19 protein-coding genes are annotated in these 25,394 nt (G+C 70.3%); 10 read left to right on the top strand and 9 right to left on the bottom strand.

All coding sequences use genetic code 11. The features are described from left to right. The first annotated feature begins 118 nt into the window (after positions 1 to 118). Positions 119 to 1,435: an acyltransferase family protein gene (locus OHA25_RS23155; protein WP_327589586.1), complete on the top strand. Its 1,317-nt coding sequence runs from the start codon at positions 119 to 121 to the stop codon at positions 1,433 to 1,435. 73 nt (positions 1,436 to 1,508) lie between these two features. Here the strand turns inward: OHA25_RS23155 and OHA25_RS23150 are convergent, their stop codons facing one another. Next, on the bottom strand, positions 1,509 to 3,923 hold the full coding sequence (locus OHA25_RS23150) for a phosphoketolase family protein (RefSeq protein ID WP_327589585.1): 2,415 nt from the start codon (positions 3,921 to 3,923) through the stop codon (positions 1,509 to 1,511). Between the two features lie 80 nt (positions 3,924 to 4,003). On the opposite strand from OHA25_RS23150, the gene OHA25_RS23145 reads away from it, so the two are divergent. The 3 genes from OHA25_RS23145 (at position 4,004) to OHA25_RS23135 (ending at position 7,250) form a co-directional block, all read left to right on the top strand. Further along, complete coding sequence (locus OHA25_RS23145) at positions 4,004 to 4,267, top strand: hypothetical protein (protein WP_327589584.1); 264 nt, start codon at positions 4,004 to 4,006, stop codon at positions 4,265 to 4,267. 11 nt (positions 4,268 to 4,278) lie between these two features. Next, on the top strand, positions 4,279 to 6,069 hold the full coding sequence (locus tag OHA25_RS23140; RefSeq protein WP_327589583.1) for an AMP-dependent synthetase/ligase: 1,791 nt from the start codon (positions 4,279 to 4,281) through the stop codon (positions 6,067 to 6,069). A 65-nt stretch (positions 6,070 to 6,134) separates the two neighbouring features. Further along, positions 6,135 to 7,250: an acyltransferase family protein gene (locus OHA25_RS23135; RefSeq protein WP_327589582.1), complete on the top strand. Its 1,116-nt coding sequence runs from the start codon at positions 6,135 to 6,137 to the stop codon at positions 7,248 to 7,250. Between the two features lie 97 nt (positions 7,251 to 7,347). Here OHA25_RS23135 and OHA25_RS23130 read toward each other — a convergent pair whose 3' ends face one another. Continuing rightward, positions 7,348 to 7,806, bottom strand: a complete 459-nt coding sequence (locus OHA25_RS23130; protein WP_327589581.1) for a nuclear transport factor 2 family protein — start codon at positions 7,804 to 7,806, stop codon at positions 7,348 to 7,350. Between the two features lie 34 nt (positions 7,807 to 7,840). After that, positions 7,841 to 8,560 carry a hemerythrin domain-containing protein gene (locus OHA25_RS23125; protein ID WP_327589580.1) on the bottom strand — a complete coding sequence of 240 codons (720 nt, stop codon included), beginning with the start codon at positions 8,558 to 8,560 and terminating at the stop codon, positions 7,841 to 7,843. 110 nt (positions 8,561 to 8,670) lie between these two features. On the opposite strand from OHA25_RS23125, the gene OHA25_RS23120 reads away from it, so the two are divergent. Together OHA25_RS23120 and OHA25_RS23115 are read left to right on the top strand one after the other, a co-directional pair. Continuing rightward, positions 8,671 to 12,153, top strand: coding sequence for an ATP-binding protein (locus tag OHA25_RS23120; protein ID WP_327589579.1), 3,483 nt, complete (start codon positions 8,671 to 8,673; stop codon positions 12,151 to 12,153). A 525-nt stretch (positions 12,154 to 12,678) separates the two neighbouring features. Beyond that, a complete protein-coding gene (locus OHA25_RS23115) occupies positions 12,679 to 13,275 on the top strand; it encodes a hypothetical protein (RefSeq protein ID WP_327589578.1) in 597 nt (198 codons plus the stop codon). 247 nt (positions 13,276 to 13,522) lie between these two features. Here the strand turns inward: OHA25_RS23115 and OHA25_RS23110 are convergent, their stop codons facing one another. Together OHA25_RS23110 and OHA25_RS23105 are read right to left on the bottom strand one after the other, a co-directional pair. Next, entirely contained in the window at positions 13,523 to 13,954 is a 432-nt protein-coding gene (locus OHA25_RS23110) for a DJ-1/PfpI family protein (protein ID WP_327589577.1), read from the bottom strand. 175 nt (positions 13,955 to 14,129) lie between these two features. Further along, on the bottom strand, positions 14,130 to 16,034 hold the full coding sequence (locus OHA25_RS23105) for an outer membrane protein assembly factor BamB family protein (RefSeq protein WP_327589576.1): 1,905 nt from the start codon (positions 16,032 to 16,034) through the stop codon (positions 14,130 to 14,132). 114 nt (positions 16,035 to 16,148) lie between these two features. Here OHA25_RS23105 and OHA25_RS23100 point away from each other — a divergent pair, with 114 nt between their 5' ends. Further along, on the top strand, positions 16,149 to 16,895 hold the full coding sequence (locus tag OHA25_RS23100; RefSeq protein ID WP_327589575.1) for a hypothetical protein: 747 nt from the start codon (positions 16,149 to 16,151) through the stop codon (positions 16,893 to 16,895). Between the two features lie 165 nt (positions 16,896 to 17,060). Continuing rightward, the gene (locus tag OHA25_RS23095) at positions 17,061 to 17,978 is read left to right on the top strand and encodes a TIGR03619 family F420-dependent LLM class oxidoreductase (RefSeq protein WP_327589574.1); all 918 of its coding nucleotides are present in this window, start codon (positions 17,061 to 17,063) and stop codon (positions 17,976 to 17,978) included. A gap of 84 nt (positions 17,979 to 18,062) precedes the next feature. Here the strand turns inward: OHA25_RS23095 and OHA25_RS23090 are convergent, their stop codons facing one another. Both OHA25_RS23090 and OHA25_RS23085 read right to left on the bottom strand, forming a co-directional pair. Next, a complete protein-coding gene (locus OHA25_RS23090; RefSeq protein ID WP_327589573.1) occupies positions 18,063 to 18,674 on the bottom strand; it encodes a TetR/AcrR family transcriptional regulator in 612 nt (203 codons plus the stop codon). A 318-nt stretch (positions 18,675 to 18,992) separates the two neighbouring features. Continuing rightward, entirely contained in the window at positions 18,993 to 19,373 is a 381-nt protein-coding gene (locus OHA25_RS23085; RefSeq protein ID WP_327589572.1) for a hypothetical protein, read from the bottom strand. On the opposite strand from OHA25_RS23085, the gene OHA25_RS23080 reads away from it, so the two are divergent. Then, on the top strand, positions 19,372 to 20,778 hold the full coding sequence (locus tag OHA25_RS23080; protein ID WP_327589571.1) for an FAD-dependent oxidoreductase: 1,407 nt from the start codon (positions 19,372 to 19,374) through the stop codon (positions 20,776 to 20,778). The genes OHA25_RS23085 and OHA25_RS23080 overlap by 2 nt on opposite strands. Positions 20,779 to 21,318: 540 nt before the next feature. Here OHA25_RS23080 and OHA25_RS23075 read toward each other — a convergent pair. Then, a complete protein-coding gene (locus tag OHA25_RS23075; RefSeq protein WP_327589570.1) occupies positions 21,319 to 22,170 on the bottom strand; it encodes an alpha/beta hydrolase in 852 nt (283 codons plus the stop codon). A gap of 390 nt (positions 22,171 to 22,560) precedes the next feature. On the opposite strand from OHA25_RS23075, the gene OHA25_RS23070 reads away from it, so the two are divergent. Next, entirely contained in the window at positions 22,561 to 24,618 is a 2,058-nt protein-coding gene (locus OHA25_RS23070) for an ATP-binding protein (protein WP_327589569.1), read from the top strand. Between the two features lie 94 nt (positions 24,619 to 24,712). On the opposite strand, the gene OHA25_RS23065 is transcribed toward OHA25_RS23070, so the two are convergent. Then, positions 24,713 to 25,348, bottom strand: coding sequence for a LysE family translocator (locus OHA25_RS23065; protein WP_327589568.1), 636 nt, complete (start codon positions 25,346 to 25,348; stop codon positions 24,713 to 24,715). Between the last annotated feature and the right edge of the window lie 46 nt (positions 25,349 to 25,394).

The following is a 25,394-nucleotide window of genomic DNA, read 5'->3' as shown; positions in this document are numbered from 1 at the left end:
TGCCCTAACAGGCGTCACCGTTTCAATTCACCGCGGGTCGGGGACAGGCTCAACATCGCCTCCGATCCGGTGGCGAACGGGGCGCGCGATGATCCATGGTCGGCGAGGGGTTGAAGTCATGCGCGGGTTGGGGGCGACGGTACGTGACCTGGCGGTGCGCACGCCGGACAGTCGCGAGCGCAACGTCGACATGTGGCGCGCGCTGGCCATCTGCCTGGTGGTGATCGGGCACTGGTTCGTCGTCGCCGTGACCTACCGGGGCGGCCGGCTGTCCGGGTACAACGCGCTGGACGTTCTCACCTGGATCGATCCGGTCACCTGGCTGTTCCAGGTGATGCCGATCTTCTTCCTGGTCGGCGGCTACGCCGGCGGCGCCTCGATGGCATCGCACCGCGCCTCCGGAGGCGACAGCATCAGCTGGGTGCTGAGGCGAACCGACCGACTGCTTCGGCCGACAACTGCGCTGTTCCTGGTGCTGCCGCTCGTATCAGTGGTCGCGGTGGCGGCTGGGGTGAACAGTGAGCTGCTCGGTCACGCGGCCTGGTTTGCCTCCATTCCGCTGTGGTTCTTGCTGGCCTACCTCGCCCTGGTGGTGCTCACGCCGTGGCTGCACGCGCTGCACCGCCGCGCGGGTCTTGCCGTCCCGGTGGTGATGGTGGTCATCGTCGCCGTCGCCGACCTTTTGGGGAGGGGCCTGCACGTGCCGATCGTCGGTATGAGCACCTACCTGTTCGCATGGTTGGCGGTCTACCAGCTCGGCTTCTGCTGGCGGGACAGGCTCTTGCGACTGGGCCCTGGGCAGGCGCTCGCGGTCGCGGTCGGCGGTCTGGCCGTCCTGATCGGACTGACCGTGGTGGGTCCATACCCAGTCGGCATGGTCGGGTACAACACGACTCCACCGTCCCTGGCACTGATGGCGCTCGCCGCCACGCAGGTCGGATTGGTTCTGGCCCTTCAGCCCGCGGCCAACCGATGGCTTCGCCGGATCGGCCCATGGAGCGCGGTCGTCGCGATCAACGCAGTCATCCTGACCGTGTTCCTCTGGCATATGACAGCGGCGGCGGTCGCGGCCGTTGTGCTGTTCCCCACCGGTGTCATGCCGCAGCCCCCGTTGCACTCCACGACGTGGCTGCTGTGGCGAGTGCCGTGGATAGCGGCTTGCGCTCTCGTCCTCGTTGTCCTGGTCGCCCTCTTCGCGCCCATCGAACTGCGCCGGTCGAGGCTGCGTTCCGTCGAGCGCGGTCTGTGGCGCGACGGCGCGACTGTGCTCGGATTGGCCGCCGTGCTGGCCGGGCTACTCGTTGTTGCCGTATCCGGCCCCGGCTACCACGGCCCCACCGGCCTCCCATGGGCTGGGGTGCTTTCGTACCTGTGCGGTGCTGCTGTTCTGCGCGTGACACGAACCCGACCTGTCCGGTCGGCCGCCAGTCGCTAGTCGCCGCGGAGTACCCCAGACAGCTGCCATGCCGTGTGCCGACTTCGCCGATCAGAACTGACGCCCATGCCGCTCAGCCCTGCTCTGCCCAGTCGCCCAGGGACCAGTCCCGCACCTCCGGCATGTCCTGCAGGTGCTCGACCACGTACCGCTCGTGGCGGAGGAGCTGCTGCTCGCACCACGCCTTCAGCTCGCTCGCCCCGGCCGGGGTCCGCCGCGCGGCGTTCAGCGCGTCGATCACCAAGTGGTACCGGGATGCCCGGTTGCGCACCACCATGTCGAACGGGGTCGTGGTCGTCCCCTCTTCGACGAACCCGCGCACATGGAACCTGTCCGGGTCCGGCCGGCCGTGCACCAGCTGGTGGATCGCGCCCGGGTAGCCGTGGAAGGCGAACAGCACGTCGACGTGGTCGGTGAACAGCTCCCGGAACAGGATGTCGTCCATGCCGTTCGGGTGGACCGTGCGCAGTGGCAACGTCATCAGGTTGACCACGTTGACCACTCTGGTGGCGAAGTGCGGCAACCGCTCGCGCAGGATGTTCGCCGCCGCGACGGTCTCCATGGTGACCACGTCCCCGGCACACGCGAGCACGATGTCGGGGTCCGACCGCCCGTCCTCGGTGCCTGCCCACGGCCATACCCCGGCACCCCGGGCACAGTGAGCCACCGCCTCGTCCATGGTCAGCCACTGCAGCTGCGGCTGCTTGTCGATGACGACGAGGTTCACGCGCGACCGCGACCGCATGCAGTGGTCGGCGACCGACAGCAGCGTGTTCGCGTCCGGCGGCAGGTAGACCCGGCTGATCGTGCCGCGGTGGGCGATCACGTTCTGGATCAGGCCGGGCCCTTGGTGGCTGAAACCGTTGTGGTCCTGGCGCCAGGCGGTCGAGGTCAGCAGGATGTTCAGGCTCGGCACCGGCGCCCGCCACGCCAGATGGTGCGCCTCCTGCAACCACTTCGCATGCTGCACGGTCTGCGAGGCCGAGACCATGGCGAACGCCTCGTAGGTGGCGAACCAGCCGTGCCGGCCGGTCAGCGTGTAGCCCTCGAGCCAGCCGTGGCAAGCATGCTCCGAGAGCACCTCCATCACCCGGCCGTCCCGCGATATCGCGACGTCTTCCTCGGTCACGCGCTCCGCGAACGCCCGGTCGGACGCCTCGAACACCGCCCCGAGCCGGTTGCTCTTGGTCTCATCGGGGCAAAAGAGCCGGAACCGGTCAGGGTTGCGTTTGTAGGTGTCGCGCATGAGCTCGCCGAGCTTGCGGGTCGACTCGAGCCGCTCCCCGCCCGGCGCCTTCACCGGCACCGCGTAGTCGCGGAAGTCGGGCAGGTCCAGGTCGACGGTGAGCAGGCCCCCGTTGGCGTGCGGGTTGGCACTCATCCGCAGCTCTCCCTCGGGGTTGATCGACAGCACCAGCGCCTCGGGCGCGCCGTGGTCGTCGAAGAGCTCCTCGGGCCGGTAGGAGCGCATCCAGTCCTCAAGGATCCGCAGGTGCTCCTTGTTGCCCTTTATCCCGGCCAGCGGCACCTGGTGAGAGCGCCATGTGCCCGACACCTGCACCCCATCCACCACGTCCGGTCCGGTCCAGCCCTTCGGCGTCCGCAGTACGATCAGCGGCCACCGGGGCCGGGTGCCGTCCCAGTCGCCGCTGCGGGCCGCCGCCTGGATCGTCTTGATCGACACCCACGCCCGCGTCAGCGCGTCGGCGAACCGGTAGTGCATGCCGGGCAGGTCGTCACCCTCGACCTCGATCACGTCATACCCGTGCCCACTCAGCAGCGACCGGACCTCGTCCCGGTCCTTGCGGGCCATCAGGGTCGGCCCGGCGATCTTCGCGCCGTTCACGTGGATGACCGGCAGCACCGCGCCGTCGCGGACCGGGTTCATGAAGGAGATCCCGCTCCACGACCCCTCCAGCGGACCGGTCTCCGTCTCCCCGTCGCCGACCACCGCCAGTGCGATGAGATCCGGGTTGTCCATCACCGCGCCGAACGCGTGCAGCAGCACGTAGCCGAGCTCACCGCCCTCGTGGATCGAGCCCGGGGTCGGCACCGAGGCGTGGCTGGGGACGCCGCCGGGTGAGGAGAACTGGCGGAACAGCCGCAACAGCCCCTCCTCGTCCATGGTGACGTGCGGGTAGATCTCGGTGTAAGTGCCCTCCAGGTAGCCGGCCCCGACCAGCGTCGGGCCGCCGTGCCCCGGACCGGCCAGGTAGATCATCTGCTGCCCGGTGTGCTGGATCAGCCGGGACGCGTGCGCGTACACCAGCGCCAAGCCGGGGCTGGTGCCCCAGTGTCCCAGGAGCCGCGGCTTGATGTGCTCGCCGGCCAGCGGCTCGCGCAGCAGCGGGTTGGCCATCAGGTAAATCTGGCCGACGGTCAGATAGTTGTTGGCGCGCCACCACGCGTCGACCGCGGCGACCTCAGCGTCGGTGGGATGGGCGAGCCGGTTCACCAGGTCCACGGTGGCGGTTTCGGTGGTTGCCACGAGAGTCTCCATCCACCAGAGTGCCGGCGCTCACGTTGTTCCCCAGGAGTTCTGATCAGGCAATTCCCCAGGTCCCGGGCGTGTCGTTACTCTACGTGCTGCTCGCCTTACCGATTGGGACGACACACGAGGGACTCTTGTTCGGGCGGTGGCTCGGCCCGTTCATGAAGCACTGGCGCGGGCAGATGGTGGCACGCCGGGCCGCGCCGCCGTACAGCCTTCGCCGCTCATGTGTGCGCCTGCTGACCTGGGGAATCAGGCTCATTGGCTGCTTCTCGCCGCCGTACCTGCGCCGCCCGGTGCCGCAGTTCACCGACGCCACCTGGCCGGCCTTTTCCTCATAGAGAGATGAACGATGCGTGCCTATGCGGTCCCGGCCCCGATAACCGTTGCCCCTGACGCCCAGCTCGCCGACGTGGTGTTCGCCGACGACCGGGTGAACAGCGACATGGTCCTGTTCCAGCGCCGGTCGGTCGGCAGCTGGCGTCCGGTGACGGCCAGGCAGTTCGCGGCCGACGTTCGCAGCCTGGCGGCCGGCTTCCTCGCCGCCGGGATCCAGCCCGGCGATCGGGTCGCGCTGCTGGCCGCCACCAGCTACGAGTGGACGCTGGTGGACTACGCCCTGTGGACGGTGGCGGCGCTGCCGGTCCCGATCTATGAGACCTCCTCGGCCGAGCAGGTCCGCTGGGTGCTGGAGGACGCCGGCCCGGTCGCAGTGGTGGTCGAGAGCGAGACGCATCGCCGCTTGGTCGAGGACGTGACCGAGGGCCTGTCCGGGCCGCTGCAGGTGTGGCAGATCGGCGGCGGCGGGCTGGACCGTCTCCGCGAGGGCGGGCTGGACGTGGACGACGCTCAGCTCCGTGAGCGCCGCCGGGCGGTGTCGGCCGACGACCTGGCGACGATCATCTACACCTCGGGCACCACCGGCCGCCCGAAGGGCTGCATGCTGAGTCACGGCAACCTGCTGTACGAGGCTCGCATCGCGATCGACAGCCTGGAGCGGATCTTCGGCCAGGACGCCTCGACCCTGCTGTTCCTCCCGCTGGCGCACGTATTCGCGCGGGTGATCCAGGTGGCCTGCGTGGAGCGGGGTATGCGCCTGGCGCACAGCGCCGACACGGCCAGGCTGACCGAGGACCTGGCCGCCCTGCAACCGTCGTTCCTGCTGGCGGTGCCCAGGGTGTTCGAGCGGGTCTACAACAGTGCTCAGCAGCGGGCCCATGCTGAGGGCAAGGGCAGGATCTTCGACTGGGCCGACCGGACCGCCGTGGCCTACAGCCAGGCGCTGGACGCTGGGCGGCCGGGCTGGCGCCTGCGCCTGGAACACCGCCTGTCCGACCGGCTGGTGTACCGGCGGCTGCGGGCCGCGCTCGGCGGCCGGGTCGGCTACGCCATCTCCGGCGGAGCGCCGCTGGGCGTACGGCTGGGCCACTTCCTCCGAGGAATCGGCATCACCGTGCTGGAAGGCTACGGGTTGACCGAGACCAGTGCCGCCGCGACCGTAAACCGGCCCTACGCGCTGAAGATCGGCACGGTGGGGCCGCCCCTCCCCGGGGTCGAGATCCGGATCGCCGACGACGGCGAGATCCTGATCAAGGGCCCGATCGTGTTCCAGGGCTACTGGCGCAACGAGCAGGCGACCAGGGAGAGCAAGACCGCCGACGGCTGGCTGCGCACCGGCGACGTCGGCGCCCTGGACGAGAACGGGTTCCTGACGATCTCGGGCCGCAAGAAGGAGATCATCGTCACCGCCGGCGGCAAGAACCTCGCCCCGGAGCCGCTCGAGGACCGCTTGCGCACCCACCCGCTCATCAGCCAGGCGGTAGTCGTCGGCGACCGGCGGCCGTACACCGCCGCGCTGATCGCCCTGGACGCCGAGACGCTGGCGTCATGGAAGCGGGCCGTCGGCAGGCCCGAGCAGGCCGGCCCGGCCGAGCTTCGCGACGATCCGGATCTGCTGGCCAGGCTGCAGACGGCCGTGGACGAGGCCAACACGGCGGTGAGCCGGGCCGAGTCGATCCGCAGGTTCCGGATCCTTGCGGTCGACCTGACCGAGCAGAACGGATATCTGACCCCGACCCTGAAGGTCAAGCGTGCCTTGGTCCACAAGGACTTCGCGGCCGACATCGAGGAGCTGTACCGCTGAGCGCCAGACGCCAAAACCGGCAGACCCGCCGCGTCGCGGGCCGGCGATCGACGCTGGACCGGCTGGTGGCGGCCACGCCGGCGTCCCGCGACCGGGTGGTCGACGCCGCCCGCGCGCTGTGCATCGTGGTCGTCACCCTCTGGCACTGGACACTGTCGGTCAACCACCGCACCGCCGACGGCAGCCTGGCCATGCCCAACCCGATCCACGCCGTGCCCGGTGGCTGGCTGGCCACCTGGGTGCTGCAGATCATGCCGGTGTTCTTCCTGGTCGGTGGGTACGCCAACCTGGTCGGCTGGCAACGGGCTCAGGCGCGCGGGACGACCGCAGGCCAGTTCGTCCGAGACCGGCTGCGCCGGCTGCTCTTGCCGACTGCCGTCTGGGCCCTGGTCTGGCTCGCCGGCGAGCTGATCGCGGCCGCCCTGCCCGGCCTCCACCGATGGATGTGGGAGTGGTTCCCCGGCTACCTGACGCCGCTGTGGTTCCTGGGCGTGTACGGCCTGCTGATCGCCACAGTGCCGATCACCGCGAGCTTGAACGCCCGCTACGGAGCCAGGGTCCTGGTAGCGCTCGTGCTGCTGATCACCCTCGGCAGCGTGGCGCACCGCGGCGCCGACCTGGCCTGGGCGGCCTGGGTGACCGCCGCCCTGGTGTGGCTGTTCTGCCACCAGCTCGGCTACGCCTGGCGCAGCTGGGAGCTGGGGCGGCGGCCGCTGGCGCAGCGGCTGGCGGTTGCCGGGGCCGGACTGGCCGCGCTGGTCGGGCTGACAGTGGGAGCGGGCTACCCCCTCTCGATGGTGTCCACCACCGGCGCCGCCGAATCCAACATCTTCCCGACCAACGCCACCATCGCCGCCCTGGCCGTCTTTCAACTCGGGCTGCTGGTCCTGGTCACGCCGGCCGCCGAACGCCTGCTGCGCCGGCCGGCTGTCTGGAAGCCGGTGGTGGCCCTCAACGTGGTCGCGTTGACCATCTTTCTCTGGCACATGACCGCGTACCTGGTGGTGCTGTGGGCCTATGAAGGGCTGGGCGGCAACCTGCCGGCGGAGCCAACCGCCGGCTGGTGGGCCCAGCGCTGGCTGTGGCTCCTGGCCCCATCGGCCGTGATGGCCGTGCTGGCCGTCCTGTTCGCCCGAGTCGAGCTGGCCGCCCGCCGACCCCGCAGAGGGGCAGACCGCTGAGCTCGGTTATCTGATCAAAGCCCCTGGGGCCTTACGGGCTCTGGCACGATGACCTGCTCACCAGGGGCAAATGGCTCCGTCTCCGGTGCCTATGCGATCAGGACGCGAACCCGAGCTTGCGCAGCAGGTCCTGGTGTGCGAACTGTCCGTAGTATTCGAGCATTTCTGCGATCCGGCCCTCCCGGAAGGTCACCCTCATGATGAGCCGGTTCTCGTAGGTGTAGCCGTCGGCGAGTTCGGCGACCATCCGCTCCTCCACGATGGCCACGTCGGGGTCGTCCGTCTGGTGGAACAGGACGTCGTGCACGGCGATGCTGCGCGCCCCGGCGACCAGGCCGGTGAACGCGGCGTGCAGCGCCTCACGCCCGGAGATCACCGCGGGCAGGCCCGCGACCGGCAGGGCGGCCTCGTAGGTGGCGTCGTCGCACCAGAAGGTGACGAACTCGTCGATCCGGCCGGCGTACAGCAGCTTGCTGGAGCGGCTCCACACGTCCTCGTTCCGCGCTCGGGCGGCGGCGAGGTCGGCGGCAGTGATGGAGATGGTGTTCGACGTCATGACGTACTCCTTTTGGTTGTGAGATGGTGCTGGTTCAGGCGACCGCGCCGATGCCGCGCGGGGGTGTGGGGGTGCCGTGGACGCGGCGCGCGTAGCGCCGGAACGAGCGGCGGCCGAGCAACGGCAGCAGCCGGCGCAGCGGCGCGGGAAGCTTGCCCATCTCGATCCCGATCACCTCGGGATCCCCCTCGTAGAGCATCATCCCGAAGCCCAGGAACATGAGCCGCTTGGGAATCGAGGACATGCCCCGGGCGGTGAACTCCTCCCACTCCTCGGCCGTGATGTGCCGGGCCATGATGGGCAGCAGATGGGTCTCCTCGGCATGCAGATGCTCGAACAGCGCCGCGCACATGCTGGACAGGATTCCGGCCAGCGCTTCGCCGTCCGAAGCCGACGCGGTTCGGCGCCAGGTGCCGAGCGCCTCGTGCGCCTGCTCCAAGAGCGCCGCCACCTGCTCGTGCTGGCTCTGCATCACGTGCACCAGCGGGGCAAGCTCACCGGGAACCCGGGCGAGCAACACATCCCACAGCAGATCGTCCTCGACGCTGTGGTGGTGGTGCAGCAGCGACAGAAACAGGGTGGCGTGGGCTGCCACGATCGAAGTCCGGCGGTGGTCTCCCCCGGCGACGGCGCGTACCGCCGCCGGGGACAGGCCCAGCTCACGGCGGAAACTGGAGTGCGCGACCTGCATCATACGCACGTCGGTCAGCCCCGGCCCGTGGAGCCGCGGCCCTTCGGTGGTCTGGTGTTCCATGCTGTTTCCTCTCTGATGAGGACAGCCTGCGGCCACGCGCTTGGAAGGCACCCCGTTTTGGCTTGGACGCCACCTCCCGGCGAGCGGGGACGTGCCGTAGCGTGACCGACGTGCGCTATCAGGTGTTGGGTCCGGTCGAGGTGCTCGATGCCGACGGGGACCCGGTCCAGCTCGGTGGCCAGAAGCAGCGGGCGCTGCTCGGTCTGCTGCTGGCCGCCCGCGGCCGGGTCGTCTCGGTCGGCCGCCTCATCGACGAGCTGTGGGCCGACGAGGCCCCGCCGAAGGCGCTGACCTCGGTGCAGTCCTATGTCGCGAACCTCAGGCGGGCACTGGAACCCGACCGTCCAGCCCGCGCCCCCGCCCAGGTCCTCATCACGCGTCCACCCGGCTACGCCCTCGCGACCGGCTCGCTCGACTCCATCGAGTTCGAGACGCTGGCGAGCGCGGCGCACGAATCCCTCGCGACCGACGCCGCGCATGCCCGGGAGCTCCTGCGCACCGCCGCCGGGCTCTGGCGCGGTGAGCCGTACGCCGACGTGGCCGTGGCGTCGCCCGGCCTGGCCGCCGAGGCCGCCAGGCTCGGCGAGCTCAGGCTGCTGGCCACGGAGGATCGGTTCCGCGCCGAGCTCGCTCTCGGCGTGCACGCCCGGCTGGTGGGAGAGATCGAGCAACTGGTGGCCGCGCAGCCGCTCCGTGAAGCGGCCTGGGGGCTGCTCGCGGTTGCCCTGTACCGGTCCCAGCGCCAAGGGGAGGCGCTCGACGCGCTACGGCGGGCCAGGCGGCTCCTCGCCGAGGAGCTCGGCGTGGACCCAGGTCCGGAGCTGAGACGGCTCGAGGAGGCGGTGCTGCGCCACGAACCGTCGCTGGAGGCCAGGCCCGCTCCCGTCACGCCCCCGGCATACGGCGCATCGGCGGACGCCAGGCCACGCGCCGACGCGGCCGGGCTGGTCGGCCGGGAGGAGTGGCAGGCACGCCTCACCGGCTATCTCGTCGATGCGAGCGCCGGTCGCGGCACCGTGGTTCTGCTGACTGGGGAACCAGGCATCGGCAAGACCGGTCTGGCCCGCGCCCTCACCGCGACCGCCACCGCGATGGGCTTACATACCGGATGGGGACGATGCGAGGAAGCCGTGGGGGCTCCCGCCCTGTGGCCGTGGTCGCAAGCCTTGGGCCCGCTCCTGCGCGCCGCCGGGCCGGCGGCCCGGCTACCGGCCCTGGCGGCCCTGCTGCCCGGCTCCGACAACGATCCGGCCGCCACCATCACGGCGACGGGTGTCGAGATGGCGGCCTTCCGGCTGGCCGAGGCCACGGCCGCGCTGCTGCGTGACGCGGGACCGACCCTGCTGGTGCTCGACGATTTGCACTGGGCGGACGGCGACACGCTGAACCTGGCCCGTCGGCTCGGCGCGATGCTCGCCGACCTGCCGGTCGTACTGCTCCTGACCAGCCGCGACGCCCAGGCCGACCACACGCAGGAGCTGGTCGAGACACTGGCCGAGCTCACCCGCGCCGGCCTCGTCCGGGCCGGTCTGCGCGGGCTGGACCAGGCGGGGGTACGGGCCTATGTCCGGCTCCTGCACGGCGTGGAAATCGCGGACGAAGTCTCCGCGGCGTTGGGGGAACGCACGAACGGCAATCCGTTCTTCCTCGGGGAGCTTGTGCGGCTGCTTGCGGACGAACGCCTCCTCACCACGCCAGGCACCGTGCTTGCGCTGAAGGTGCCTGACGGGGTGCAGGACGTCGTGCGGCGGCGGATCTCCCGGCTGCCCGACGACGCGGAGACCCTGCTGGCGACGGCCGCGGCGTGGGGACCGACGTTCGATGTCGATCTCGTCGAGGCGGCGTCGGGGCTGACCGTGGACGCCGCGATGAACGCCACCGAAGCCGCCCTGCTGGCGGGCTTGATCGTGGCGGACGGTACGCGCCACCGGTTCACGCATGGCCTGGTCCGGGAGGCCGTCTACGTGCGGCTGCCGCCGGGTGAGCGCCGCCGGCTGCACGCGGCGATCGCCAAGGTGATCGAGGAGCGGTCCGGCGCGGCGGGCGAGACGCGCTCCGCCGAACTCGCCCACCACCACGGCCTGGCCGGGGCCGGGCACGCCCGCGCCGCCTGGACTCACGCGTTGCGGGCGTCGGCGCTCGCGGCGCGGCAGCCCGCTCCCGCGGAGGCCGCCCGCCTGCAGGAGGCCGCGTTGACCGCGCTGACCCGAGACCCCACCGCCACTGCCACCGACCGGTACGACGTGCTCATCGGCCTCGCACTGGCCCGCAGGCGCGCCGGCTACGACCAGCAGGCGTGGGAAGCCACGCGCGAGGCAGCCGAGGTGGCCCTCGCGGGTGGGGACGTCGTCGCGGCAGCGCGGGCCGCGGTGGCGACCACCGCCGACGCCGTCTGGAGCTGGCGCGAGTACCGGGTGGTGGACGTCTCGGGCGTTACGCTGTTCGAGCGGCTGGTCCGGGAGCTTCCCCCGGGACACCAGGCGCTACGGGCACGGCTACTCGCCGCTCTCGCGGCAGAGCTCTACTACGGTACGGACACCACCGGCCGCACCGTGGCCCTGTCCACCGAGGCCGAATCCCTGGCTCGGGCCCACGGCAGCCGGGCTGACCTGGCTCGCGTGCTCGAACTCCGCCATGTCGCCTACGAGCGACCCCAGCTGCTGGCCGAACGGCTGTCCGCGGCGCGCGAGCTCGCCGAGCTGGCCGGCCTGCCCGGCTCCGCAGACGATCCGGCCGCCCTCGCCCGCGCGCTGGTGTTCCGCGGGCGAGACCAGATCGAGCAGGGCGACATCGCCGCGGGACTGCACGACTACCGGCGTGCTCGGGAGCTGGCGCAGACGTACGCGCTCGCCCCGGCGTTGGTCGTGCTCGACTGGGCCGGAGCGGTGGCTGACATCGCCCGCGGCCGGTTCGCCGAGGCTGAACGGGCGATCGCGAAGGCTCACGAGTTCCACGCGGGCACCACCGTCGCCGGCGCCACCGAGGTCCCGATCGCCGTGACGGCGACGCTGAACCTGGCCCGAGGCACCTTGCCGGCGATCGAGCCGCTGCTGGCCGAGGCCGCCGCCGCCACCGGTCTCGCCCTGTTGCGCGAGTGGCACGCGCTGGCACTGCTGCGTTCGGGCCGGGCCGATCAGGCGCGGTCCGCGCTCGGCGCGTGGCGGCAGCAGCCGGAGGTGCCGATGGACTACCTATGGCTGACCCACCAGGCGATCCGCGCGGAGCTGTGGTCCGAGCTGGGCCCGGCGGACGCCGCCTACGACCTGCTCACACACCTGGTGCCCTACGCGGACCGGATCGTGATCGGCGGCACGGGGATCACGATCGCCGGATTCGCCGGACACCACATCGGCCTGCTGGCCAGGGCATACGGCGACCTGGACGGCGCAGCCGACCATCTCGGAGCGGCGCTGCGGCGCAATGAGGAGGCCGGACTGCGTCCCTTCGCCGCGGCGAGCGCCCGCGAGCTGGCCACCACCCTCAGGCGCCGCGACCGGCCCGGTGACCACGAGCAGGCGGCCATCCTGACGATCCGCGCGTCCGCGCTGACCGACCCCTGTGGATCAACCCACCAACCCCACATGCGCTCATAGCGTCCCAACGGGGAGAACCCGCCTATGCTCTGTACCGCGTCAAGACCCATCGCACCCCGGTTTGAGCTGCACGTTCTTCGAAGCATCTACGCGGCTCGATGAGTTCCGCGACATTGAGGCGCAGGCGGACGGCACCTGGAGGGCTGTTCACCGCGCTCCTGACATCGCTGCCTCGCGAGGTCCTGCGCCGGCCGCGGCTCCTCGTGCGTCCGGACACCATCCTGCGCTGCCACCGCGACCTGCTGAAACAGCGCTACGCCCGCACCTGTCGCCGCGGCGCTGAAACGCGAGCTGGAGGCAGGGCCTGTTGCCGGGTTGCGCGCCTTTCTGGCCTCGTGGTGGCAGATGGTGCTCGACAGCGACTTCCGCGCGGCTGCCCGGTGCTGGGCGTGGCGGTCGAAGAGCCACCGCTGGAAGGCGAGGCCGAGGCGATGGCCGCCGCGGCCGCGGTCTTCACCATCTGGGAGAACCTGCTGGCCGACGCGCTGGGCCCGGACGGCGGCCCGCACCCTGATCGTCGCCTCGGTGGAGGGCACGGTGGCCATGTGCCGGGCGAAGCGCGACATCCAGCCGCTGGACGACGTCGCACCCAGCCATCATGTCCGGCGCCGGCTCGACGAAGTGCGCCTGAAAGCCCACCGGGCGGCCTCGGCGAACTGGCCGATCTCGGGCACCAGGACGGCATGCGGGCTCGCCGCCGGCGTCCCGACGAACGACGTGACGGCGTTCTTCCCGGCCGACTTCTTCGTGCTCATCGTCGGGGTGACGGCCCTGTTCGCCGTCGCCCAGCTCAACGGGACCCTCGACTGGTTACTCGACCTGCTGCTGCGGCTGGCCGGCGGCCGGCTCGTCCTGATCGCCCTGGCGCCGTTCGCCATCGGCGCCGTACTCACCGCGGCCGGCACCCTGCCCGCGGCCGCGACCGCCATCGTCTCCCCCATCGCCCTCGGCTTCGCCGCCCGGGTACCGGATCTCCCCGTTGATCGCCGCCGTCCTGGGCGTCACCGGCATCATCAGCGGGCTGCTCACGCCGCCCGCCGGGCTGGTCGTGTGCGCGGGCTGCCTGGCCGTCGGCAGGTTGAGCGGCGGCATCCCTCGCGGCCGCGCCTCCGCCCTGGCTGAGGCCACGGCACCCGCGTCCGGCACCACCGCCGGCACCGGGACGGCGACGGCCGAACCCCGCAGACCCGGTCGCGCCCGCGGCGGGGGCGCAGCGCCCTCGAGCACGCGCCTTCACGCTGCTCTGCATGGCCGCCGTCGTCGTCCTGTCCGTCGGCTTCGACATGAACGTCGGCTATCACGGCCTGACCGCGGCCCTGATCCTGCAACTGGCCCGGCGGATCGGAAACCGAGCGCGCACCGAACCACCTCACAACGACACGTTCGCGCCCTCCAGCACGCGCATGAAGGCACGCGACCATTCAGGCAGGTCCGGCCAGCCACGACAGGAGACCATCGCGCCGGCCATCTCCATGTCGGTCCTCGACGGCGGGAACGCCGCCGTGGTACGGCCGCGCAGCAGGCCAAGCGCGGCCGGCACCTGCGGGCCGTGGCAAATCGTGCCCACCGGCAGGCCGCGCTCGAAGAAGTAGTACACGATACGGGCGACGTCGGGATCAGTGCGGATGTACTCTGGCGCGCGGCCGCCCGGGATCACCAGCGCCTGGTACTCCTCGGGGTGCACGTCGGCGAACGCAAGATCCACCGGCAGCTGATGGCCGGGCTTCTCGGTGTAGGCGTCCCAGCCGGGCTCGAAGTCGTGGACCACCAGCTTTACCGCACGCGTGGTGGGGGCGGCCACGATCGCCTCATGACCCCCTTCCCGGAGGTCTCACTCGCGGACCGCTGTGTACGCCGAGCACCGTCCGGACTACGCGCACGCTGCAGTGCGCTGGGCGCTCGATCCTGCGGGTCACGCGGACGTCCCGGCACCTGTGTATTCGCCTATGCGATCAGGACGCGTGTGGATTCACGTGTCAGAGCTTGATCCGAACGAGGTTACGTGCCTTGAGCGCGTAGAGGCTGCTGCCGTCAGGCGAGGCCGCCAGCAGCGGTTGCGTGCCGTACGCCTGGGCGGCTAGCCCGGACACGACCGTGGAAACGGTCATGGTCCTGGTGTCCAGGCGGTAGACCTGATTGCCGTCGGAGCCGTAGATCTTGCCGCCGGCCTCGACCAGCGAGCCGCTGCCCCCACCCGTCACCGGCACCGGGACGGTCCTGATGACCTTCTTGTGCCAGGGGTCGAACTCGAAGACGACTCCGGTGGAGGCGATGCCGTACAGCTTGCCGCGCTGCTCGGTCAGCGCGCTGATCCGCTTGGCTCCTGGCACCGGGACCAGGCTCCATCGGACCTGCTTGGTGCGCAGGTCGAAGGCGGCGAGCTTGGCCTCGGGCTCGATCGGAGTAGTGCCGAGGCCGCCGTAGATCTCACTGCCCACGTAGGCGGTGCCGAGCAAGCTGGTGATCGCACTGATCGACTGGTTCTCGACGACGTCGCGGAAGGCCTCGACGGCGTTCTTGGGCGGGTCGTAGAGGGCCAGGGCGCCACCGTGCAGGCCGTACTCCGGCTGGGTGCCGACCAGCAGGCGGCGGGTAAGCCTGTCGTAGTGCGCGGCCAGCGGCCGGTTCTGGTCGGCGCCGACGCGGGTGAGGCGCTGCAGGTCGGAGCCGTCAGGCCGCATGCTGAACAGGTACGCAAGGGTATAGACGGACAGGTAGACCTGGTCGTGGATCGGGGTCATCACCTTGGCCTCGCCTGGCAGGAAGGTGCGCGTGCTCGTGCCGGTGGCCAGATCGTGCACCTGGATCCCGGCCTTGCCGCTGACGAGTACCTGATCCTCGGTCGCCGTGATGGCCATGGCGAGTTCCGGCGCGGGCGGCATGCCGGCCTGGGTGAGGTCGACGCCGGTCAGCTCCTTGGTGGCCGGGTCGTATTCGACGACCTGGCTGGTGAGCACCGCGACGACCTTGCCCCCGCGCAGGAAGATCCGGTTGAAATACGCCCCGTCGTACGGCACGACCAGCTTCTCCAGCTCGGCGGTGTCGCGGTCGTAGCGGTAGAGCGTGCCCGAGGGACGCGTACCGAAGTAGACGTCGTTGTTGGCCGCGTCGATCTCGATGGCGGTCACGTAGGAGTCGCCTGGCGCGTCGACCACCGTGTACTTCGACGGGTCTGCCGTGTCCATGAGCAGCATGTCACCGGTCGCCGACAGGCCGGCCGCGAGCAGCCCCTGCTTCAAGGTGAGCGTGGCGACGAAAGTGCGGTCGGCCAGCTCGGGCGGGAGGATCTCGCGCTTGGCTCCGGTGGCCCGGTCGATGGCGATCAGATGCGCGTGTGCGCCGACTCCGGCGTAGATCGTGGTGTCGTCGACCGCGATGCTGCGAACGTACTGCTCGCCAGCGGCCGCCTGGCCGAAGTCGCGGGTCTGGCCGGTGGCGGTGTCGTATTCGACGACCCTGCCGCCCGGGTAGGTGCCCGCGTAGAGCTTGCCGTCGCCGGAAGCGGCCATGGACCAGACGAAGTTGTCCGGCTTGACGTCGGCGACCTTCGTGGCCGTCCCGGTGGTGGTGTCCACCTTGTGGATGTCGCCGGGCGTGTACGTGCCGACGTAGAGGTCGGTGCCGACGACGGCGGTGGCCCAGGCACCATCGCCCGAGGGCAGCTCGGTGATGGAGGTGACCTTGCGCTGAGCGGGGTCGTAGGCGCCGATCCTGGTCGGTTTGATGCCGCCGGTGGCGACGTAGAGCTTGTCGCCGACGAACTCCGACCCATTGATCGAGGTGACCGACGACGCGGGGCCCAGGTCCTCGACGACCGGCGCTGGTGCGCCGGTCGTCAGGACGGCGGCCATGACGCCCGCGACGACTGCGTTGAACGGCATGGGGGGCTGCCTTCCATTTACGGACCAGTCCGATATTTGCGCAATTCGTATCATGCGGGGTGAGAATCAATCAAGCTTGAGCGGCAGCCTTGGGACGCCGCCTACCCAGCCGGCGTGGCGGCGGGACTGTTGTCAGGGACGTTCACCCTTGCCCGCCGCCACAGCGCCCTGATGGCCTCGGCCGCGATCGCCTGGGGCATGACGGTCGGCGCGTACCCGAACCGGATGCTCGACGAGTGGACCACTGCGGCCACCGAGCGCTCGATCGAGGACAGCCTCAAGCGCCTGGGCATCGACCGGCTGGACATCGTCTGGGTCCACGACATCGCCCAGGACTTCCACGGCGACCTGTGGCTCTGGTGTGGACCGAGGACCGGGCGGGTCCGCACCTGGCAGGCCGGCTTCCATGAGTATCGACGCACCGAGAAGCAGCGCCGGGGCGGTCGGCGGGTCGATCCGATCGACGCCTACACCAGCGTGCCGCGCCCCTCCCCGGTGACGGTCTGGACACCCGCCCAGATCCGCCTGTTCCTCGAAGAAGCCCAACGCCACCGACTGTTCGCCCTGTATCGGCTCATTGCCCTGCGCGGGCTCCGCCGCGGTGAAGCCTGCGGGCTGCGCTGGAAGGAAGTCGATGTGAACGGCCAAGCCCTCACAGTCAACTGGCAGCTCGTGCAATTGGCTTGGCAAGTGCACGGGGCACCCCCAAGACCGACGCCTCCGTGCGCACCATCGCCCTGGACGCCGAAACCCTGGCCGGCCTGCCGCCCATCCGCCTGCACGACCTGCGCCACGGCGCCGCATCGCTCAGTTTTGGCCGCAGGGGCGGTCCCTTTCTGGCCCATTCCGTCCACCCTCTAGTTGGTCGGGGCGTGGCCTCACTTGCCAGGTCGATCGGACGCCAAGTTCCTGCTCACCTGAGCAAGGACTGAGCAGCCGATGACCTGCCCTCTGAGCAACGAGCCTGGTTAGGGTCCCGAGCGCACGGCGACCACTCGGGCCGCACAATCGTCTAGGGAGCCCCGTATGCGTATCGGCTTCGCTGTCCCTCAATACGGCGCATTCGCCGACCCGAAGTTCATCGGCGGCGCGAGCGCGCGGCTCGAGGAGATGGGCTACGACAGCCTGTGGACGGCAGACCGGATCCTCGCGCCGCTGACGCCCAGCGACCCCTACCCGGGCGGCGACGGCACGATGCCGCCCGCCTTCGCGACGTTCTTCGACCCGCTGGCGGCGCTGACGCTGGCGGCCGTCAACACGTGCGAGGTGCGGCTGGGCACCAGCACGCTCAACGCCCTGTGGCAGCCGCCCGTCCTGCTCGCGCGCAGTCTCGCCTCGCTCGACCTGCTCAGCGGCGGGCGGCTGGACGTCGGCATCGGGCTGGGCTGGCTGCGCGACGAGTACACCGCGACGGGAGTGCCCTGGGAAGGGCGGGGTGCCCGGCTGGAGGAGGCGCTCGACGTCATGGAGGCCGTCTGGACGGAGGACGTGGTGGAGCACAAGGGCGCGCTGTGGACGGTGCCGCCGTCCCACGTCCGGCTGAAGCCCGCGCAGCGGCCACGCCCGCCGGTCCTGCTGGCGGGCTTCACCCCGGCGGCACTCGAACGCGTCGGCCGGCGTGCCGACGGCTGGCTCGGGGTGGCGCTGCCGCCGTCCGACCTGCGGAACGCATGGGGCATGGTGCTGGGGGCGGCAGAGCGCGCGGGCCGCGACCCGTCGGAGCTGCGGATGGTGGTACGGGTGAACCCGGCGATCGTCGCCGAGGCGGCCGCGCCGGTTCAGGTGCCCCATGTGGGCACGGTGGACCAGGTCGTCGAGTATCTGCGCGCCGTGGCCGAGGTGGGCGCCGACGAGGCCCTCGTCGACGTGCAGGCGTCGGCGAGGTCACGCGAGGATCTGCTGGAGCTGGCCGAGTCCGTCATCACCGGCCTACGGGCGTCCTGAGACGCCCGTCCGGAGCGGACCTTCGAGCGCTACTGGCGCGCGGCCCCGGCGCGAAACCCGGTCCCCAGAAGTGACCAAGTGCCATCACGAAGACACGGCTATGGGCCCGGGTATCGCGATATCGACAAGCGCTTGAGCAACGGAACGGGCGGTGGTTTCGGCGCTCGGGTCGTGATCCAGCCAGGCACTGATGCCCGCGCCGTCGTACAGCAGGACGAGTTGGCGGGCCAACCCCCTGGGATCGTTGGCCCCGGCCTGTTCGGCGAGATCGTGGAAGAGCGAGTGCAGCCAGGCGCGGTAGTCGGAGGACACCTCCTCGACAGCCCCGCCGGGTGGCGTGTTGGCGCCAGCGGTGACGAAGGCGGAGCCGCGAAAGCCCGGGGCGGTGAAGGACAGGCCCTGCACCTCGAAGACCCCGGTAAGGCGCTCCCGTGGCGTGCGGTAGCGCCGCTCGAGCTCGCGGCTCATGTGCTCCCGCGTGGCGGCGTGGCGAGCCCGCAGGTAGGCGCGCACCAGTTCTTCCTTACTACCGAAGGTGTTGTAGAGGGTGGCCTTGGCGACGCCGGCGTGCTGGATGACGCGGTCGATGCCGACCGCATGGATGCCCTCGGCGTAGAAGAGCTCGTCGGCGGCGGCCAGAAGCCGGGCGCGGGCGGCGGCGCTGCGCTCCTGCGGAGAGGAAGGCTTGGCAAGCATGTGTGTATATCCTCCCTCGGTCAGGCATCGTGCCGGACCAGCATCGGGTGGATCGTTGCTCAATTCCCAGGCCGGCCCGTGTCCGCAAAGTGCTCATTTTGCCCGGCACGAGGGTTCAGGAAGCCGGCCTCGGATCACGGCCGGGCATTCACACGGGCCGTCAACTGTCACGTAGCTCGGCGGCACCCGGAACCAACGGGAACTGCTGACGACCAGACCCTGTAGTCGTCACCGTCGATGGCATCTGAGCAGCCGTCGCAAGGCGTCACGCCCGAAGCGGGAGAGGCCGGGAGGTGTCTCGGCTTGGCGAGTCGGGGGCTACAGCATCGCCCGCCACATGGCGTGGCTGTCGTAGACGCTCTGCACGGGTACGCGGCCGGCGGGTGGTAGAGGCACGCGATCTCGCTCCGGCCGCCCTGGGACCGCGCGACATCCGCGCAGGACCCGGCGCGACTCGCGGACCAGCCGCGCCGTGTCCTGCTTGAACTCATCGCGCAGGGCGTCGTCCTCGGCTGCACAGAGATCGAACTCCTGATCTGCGAGGAGGACAGCAGCGTCCCGGTGTTCCCGAGCGCGCGCCTGCACGCCGAGGCCGCGGCCGGCTTCGCTCTTGCCACGGGTAGCGGATGGGCAGTAAGTGGGCACCGTCCGGCCTGGTGAACGGGCGGCTCCCGGTCCGACCGTAAGCGGTATGACCATGAACGTTATTGTTATCGGAGCCGGACCGACCGGCCTCGCCACCGCGATGCTGCTCGCCGGGCAAGGCCATCACATCACCGTGCTCGAGCGCGACCCCGACGGGCCCTCCTCGACAGGCCTGGAGGCATGGCAGTCCTGGGAACGGCCGGGAGTGAGCCAGTTCCGCCTGCCGCACGTGATGATGCCCCGCGCGCTGGCCCTGCTGCGGCAGGAGCTGCCCGAGGTGGTCGCCGAACTCGAAACGGCGGGCGCCAGGCGGCACAACATGATCGCCGGCACCTGGGACCTGCCCGCCCTGGGAGGCCGGCTCCCAGAGGATCATCGTTACGAGACCATGGCCGCCCGCAGGCCGGTCCTGGAGTTCGCGCTGGCCACCGTCGCCGCACGCACCCCCGGCATCACCATCCGGCGGGGCCAGACCATCGCCCGGCTGGTCACCGGCAGAGCACCACTGCCCGACGTGCCGCACATCACCGGAGTGGAGACCCGCAACGGAGAAGTGCTCCATGCCGACCTGATCGTGGACGCGAGCGGCCGCAACTCCCAAATCCCGAAGATACTCGCGGAACTCGGCCCCATCCTCGACACCGAAGAACGAGCCGCCGCGGGATTCATCTACTACGCCCGGCACTACCGCGACAACGGCAACGGACTGCCGGAAGCCACACACTGGCCGCTCACCCACCAAGAGACCATCACCGCAGGCACCCTACCCGGCGACAATGGCACCTGGTCCCTGATCCTCGTGGCCTCCAGCCGCGACCACGAGCTGCGGGCCCTGCGAGACGCGAGCGCCTGGGACCGCGCGATCGAGCTGTTCCCCGAATACGCCCACTGGGCACGACACGGCGAGCCGCTCACCGACGTACAGGTCATGTCGGCCGGCCAGACCAGGCGACGCGACCTGGTTGCCGACGGACTCCCCGTGGTGACCGGCCTGCTCGCCCTGGGCGACGCCTGGGCGACCACCAACACCACGTTCGGTCTAGGACTGTCGATGGGGCTGACACAGGGCGCACTGCTGCGAGACGCCATCGACGCCCAAGACCACATCAAGCTGAGCCTCGCCTTCGCCCAAGCGCTGGAAACCACGGCCGCGCCCTACTACCGGGCACTACGCGACTGGGACGCCCACCGGCTCGCCGAGATCGACTCGAACATCAGCGGCGAGCAGTACGAGACGGCCGACCCGGCCTGGCAGATCATCAGGGCGCTGGACGCGGCCAAACTCTCCCACCCCGACCTGGTACGCGCCTACGCACAGGTCGGCTCCATGCTCGAACCCGCCGAACACGTCCTGGCCAGACCCGGCCTCATCGACCTGATCATGACACTGGGCGCCGAGGCCTCCCGCTATCCCACACCCGGACTGTTCCGCCGCGAACTACTGACCGCCATCGGGTAACCGCACCCGCCACCATCTGTTCGAACCACACCGCCGAGCGGCCTGCCGCCGCGACGAGTCGGTCTGCGTCAGTTCGGCGGCTGCGGAAAAGACCCGTCTCATGACCTTGGCATTCCACCGCCGAATCACGCCTCGGCGGTGGACGGCCGGAGCATCGCCGCCCAACGTCGCCGTCACGTCACTCCTCACCGTGGATCGACAGAGGATCTCACGCGCCGTTCTCCTGTACATGAACCGTGTACGCGCTGCGCAGGCAGTGCGGCGTCAGCGCCTTGTCCAGGCCGAGGGCGTCTCGGTAGGCCGCGAACCGGCCCTCGATCTCCCTGGTGCCCAGACGGCCGCCCCGCTCCGGTGCGCCTTCATGCGGGTGGAAGTCGGTGGTGAGGCGTCCCCCTGCTGCCCGATCGCGCCGAGTACGGCCATGGTCCTGCGGCCGCCGAACGGCGCGTGGCCGCGTTCAGCCGGACCTGCGCGCGGCCGGCGGAGCTCGAACGCGGGCCGCGCCCGGTCGTCCATCCGCACGTCTCAGGCGATGCGGTGTCAGTGGACGTGGCTGTGCAGGGCCACGTGCAACACGTCGATGGCCTGGATCAGCGCGGTACGGGAGGCGTAGGTGCCACGCAGAGCGTCGAATGCCACGAAGTCGTGCACGGTGCCGAGGTAGCGGACCGCGGCCACGGGGACCCGCGCGGCCCGCAGTTTGGCCGCGTACGCCTCGGCCTCGTCATGCACCACGTCGGCCTCGCCGGTGACGATCAACGCAGGTGGCAGGCCCGCCAGCTGATCGAGCGCGGCGCGCAACGGCGAGGCCGTGATCTCGGCCCGCTGTGCCGTGGTCGTATAGTGCTCCCAGAACCAGCGCATGCTCTCACGTCCCAGCAGGTAGCCGCTGGCGAACCGGGCGAAGGACGGCGTGTCGCAGCCGGCGTCGGTGACCGGGCTGAACAACACCTGATGCAACAGACGGATCTCGCCGCGTTGCTTGGCCATCAGAGTGAGCGCGATGGCCAGATTGCCGCCGGCCGAATCGCCGACGACCGCCATGCGGGAAGCGTCCAGCCCAGCCTGGCCGCCCTGCTTGGCGCCCCAGCGGGCCGCAGCGTAGATCTGCTCGATGGCCACCGGGTAGCGAGATCGCGGAGGCAGGTCGTACTCGGGCACCAGCACGGCGGCGTCCGCGCCGACGGCGAGATCCCCGGCCAGCCGGGTTCGGGTGCCGTCGCCGTCCAGCAGCCGGCCGGGCCCGCGGACGTACAGGATGACCGGCAGCGGGCCGACGCTCCCGGCGGGCCGGATGATGCGTGCGCGTACCCGTCCGGTGGGGCCGCCCGGCAGGGAGAGCCACTCCTGCTCGATGTCCGCGTCCTGTTCCGGCGGAGCCGGCACATCCACCCCGGTCTCACCATCCTGACCCTCCTGCGGTGCTGGTGGTACGGACAAGGGGGGATGTGCGTCAATGAACGCCTGAACCGCATACTCCAGAACGGGCATCGGCAGGGCGTCAGGTGGCACGCGATCTCCTTCGACCATGGTGATGAGATCTTAGGGCGTGTGTGCCCGAGGCCCATTCTCTGCGTGCACCGCTATGCCTCTGTCGCCGGGACGGCGCTATAGAACGGACACCACGGTCTCACGGATGGGTACAGGCAGGATCTCGACGTTCGTTTCGGAAGCGCTGTGTCTGCCGCTGTAGCGGCCCAGGATTATCTCAGGCCAAGGATGGGCATAAGCGCGGGCACTTTCAGCACAGCCTGTCATCCGCCTCGTACCTAGGCTTGCGCCATGTTCTTGAAGGAGCGCAAGGGGTCCGGCCTCCTGGGGCGGCGTTTGCAGGGCGCGCGCCAGGCAGCGTTCGTCGGGCGGGAGGAGGAACTGGCCGTTTTCGACGCAGCCCTGTACGGCGGCAGTTGCAGCGTGCTGTTCGTGCACGGCCCCGGGGGCATCGGCAAGTCGGCGTTGCTGCGCTGCTTCGCCCAGGAGGCCGCGGCGGCGGGCCGGTCGGTGTCCACCATCGACGGGCGCACCATCACCGTCTCACCCGAGGTGTTCGAGGCCGAGGCCGCCCCCGTGCTGGACGATGAGCGGGCGGTGCTGCTGATCGACGCCTTCGAGCGGATCCAGGGGTTGGAGGGGTGGCTCCACGAACGGTTCCTGCCCCGGCTGCCGGAAGGCGTACTGGTCGTGGTGGCCGGCCGGATCCCACCTGACATGATCTGGCAGGCCGATCCCGGCTGGGCGGACATGCTGCGGGTGATGACTCTGCGTGAGCTGGCCCCCGACGACGCTCGGGCACTGATGCAGTGCCGCGGCGTGGCAGCCGATCTGCATGAGCCGCTGCTGGCCTTCGCCGGCGGACATCCGCTGGCTCTCGCCTTGGGCGCTGCCGCGGCGGTCAAGGACTATCAGGCAGGCAGCCGGTGGCGCCCGGACCAGAACGTGGTGGCCACTCTGCTGGAGCAACTGATCGGCGAGGTCCCCTCCGCGGCGCACCGGCGGGCGCTGCAGGTGTGCGCTCGCGCCTACATAACCACCGAAGCCCTGCTCCGCGCGGTCATGCCGGACGAAGTCACGCCGGATGACGGCATCGCACCGCTCTTCGCCTGGTTGCGGCGACTGCCGTTCGTCGAGTCGACCGCTACGGGGTTGTTCCCCCACGACGTGGTCCGCGAGGTGCTGGAAGCCGACCTCCGCTGGCGCGACCCCCACGGCCATGCGGACGTGCACCAGCGCATTCACGCCCATCTCGCCGGCGAGCTCTCCGGCGCGGCCGACTCCGACGTGCCGGCCGCCGTAGGGTCGCTGTTCTTCCTGAACCGCGACCATGAGCTGACCTCCGGCTACCGCACCTGGAGCGGGCGTGCAGAGGTTCATGAAGACCTCTTCATGCCCCAGGACATGGACGCGCTGATCCAGGTGGCCACCGCCGGCGACAACGAGGAGTCCGCTGCCGCCGCTGTCCGCTGGGCCCGGTGCCGGCCTCAGACGTTCCGCCTCTACCGGCGAACCGCGACCGGTGAGCCCGTCGCCTTCTTCGCCTGGCTGCGCCTGGAGCGCCCCGACGAGAACGAAATCGCCGCCGATCCGATCATCGCCACCGCATGGACACACGCCCGCGCCACCACCCCGCTGCGCGCCGGCGAACACCTGGCCGTCGGCCGCATCTGGACCCTACCTGCCCACCGTGGCAGCTCACCGGTGATGGACCTCATCCACCGGCGCGCCATCGGCCACTGCCTGCGCGCCGACCGCATGGCCTGGTCCTACCTGGCCATGCGGGACCCCGACGACTGCGCCGCCCAGTTGCGCCACTACAACATGCACGACATCGACGAACGACCGCGGCTGGGCGAGCTCCCCTACGGCCTGTTCGTGCACGACTGGCGCGCGGTCCCTCCCACGGCATGGCTGGAGCGCCTCAACCGGCTTCCGCTGTCCGGATCACACCAACACACCGGCGAGCCGGAACCCGAGCTCGCCGTGCTTTCGCGTGAAGAGTTCCACGACGCCGTCCGTAGCACCCTGCGCCTGCTCTCGCAGCCCAGCGCGCTGGCCGCCAGCCCTCTGGCGCACACCAGGCTGGTCACCGAGCATCCGGTATCCGACCCTGGCATCGCCCTGCGCAACCTGCTGCAGGAACAGATCAACCAACTGAACGACGATCCACGCGCCATCAAGCTGCACCGCGCCCTGGACATCACCTTTCTACGCGGCGCCCCCACCCAGGAGCTCGCCGCCGAGCGGCTCCACCTACCCTTCACCACCTACCGCCGCCACCTCCGCGCCGGCATTGAACGCGTGTGCGCCGACCTGTGGCACCGCGAGCTCTACGGGCACACGTGATCGGGTACGTAGCCAAGCAGGTCGAGGCGCGGAAGGCCTCCTGCGCGGGCGGCGCAAGAGCGTCGCGGATCAGCACGAATGGCGATACCGCTGGTCAGGTACGGAAGACCTCATCCACAGCGAGGACTCCCGCGAGGCCGACAAGGCACACACCACTACCGAGATCAACTTTCTGGCGGGTTCCGTCCGACAGGCCTGTTGCGCCGATGACGCCGCCGAGGACGACGTAGCCCAGACTGACGGTGAGCTCGATGCCGAGATAGGCCCCGCCCAGCAGGGCGATCTGTGCGCCGGCGGCTGATCCGGAGCCGCCTGTGAACTGCGGGAGCAGAGCTGCGAAGAGCAGCAGTGCCTTCGGATTGCTCAGCGCCACGAGGAATTCGTTGACGACAAGCGGCCGAAGCCCGTGACGAACAGGGACGGCCGGGGTCGCTTCGGCACTCGGCGGTCGCCAGGCCTGCCGTAGGCATGACAACCCGATCCAGCCGAGGTAGACGACACCCACCCACTTGACCACCGTCAGTGCGGTGGCCGATGCCGACAGCACCGTGCCGAGCCCGGCGATGACCAGTCCAATGAGGACCACGAAGGCGGCCAGCCTCCCGCCCACTCCCGCCAGAGCGCAGGCAGTGCCATGTCGCACGGCATTGCTCAGGCCGAGGAGTTGACTGGCCCCAGGAATGAGTGCCGCCAGAAGCGCGGCAGGGATGAAACCGGCCCAATTGATCATTTCGTCCCCTTCATTTCGAGTGCCGGCGCTTCTCCGGCCGAGCGGC

This window comes from Nonomuraea sp. NBC_00507 (genome assembly GCF_036013525.1).
Classification (GTDB): domain Bacteria; phylum Actinomycetota; class Actinomycetes; order Streptosporangiales; family Streptosporangiaceae; genus Nonomuraea.
The sequence above is the reverse complement of the archived record's forward strand: the minus strand, read 5'-3'. Positions and strand labels throughout refer to the sequence as shown.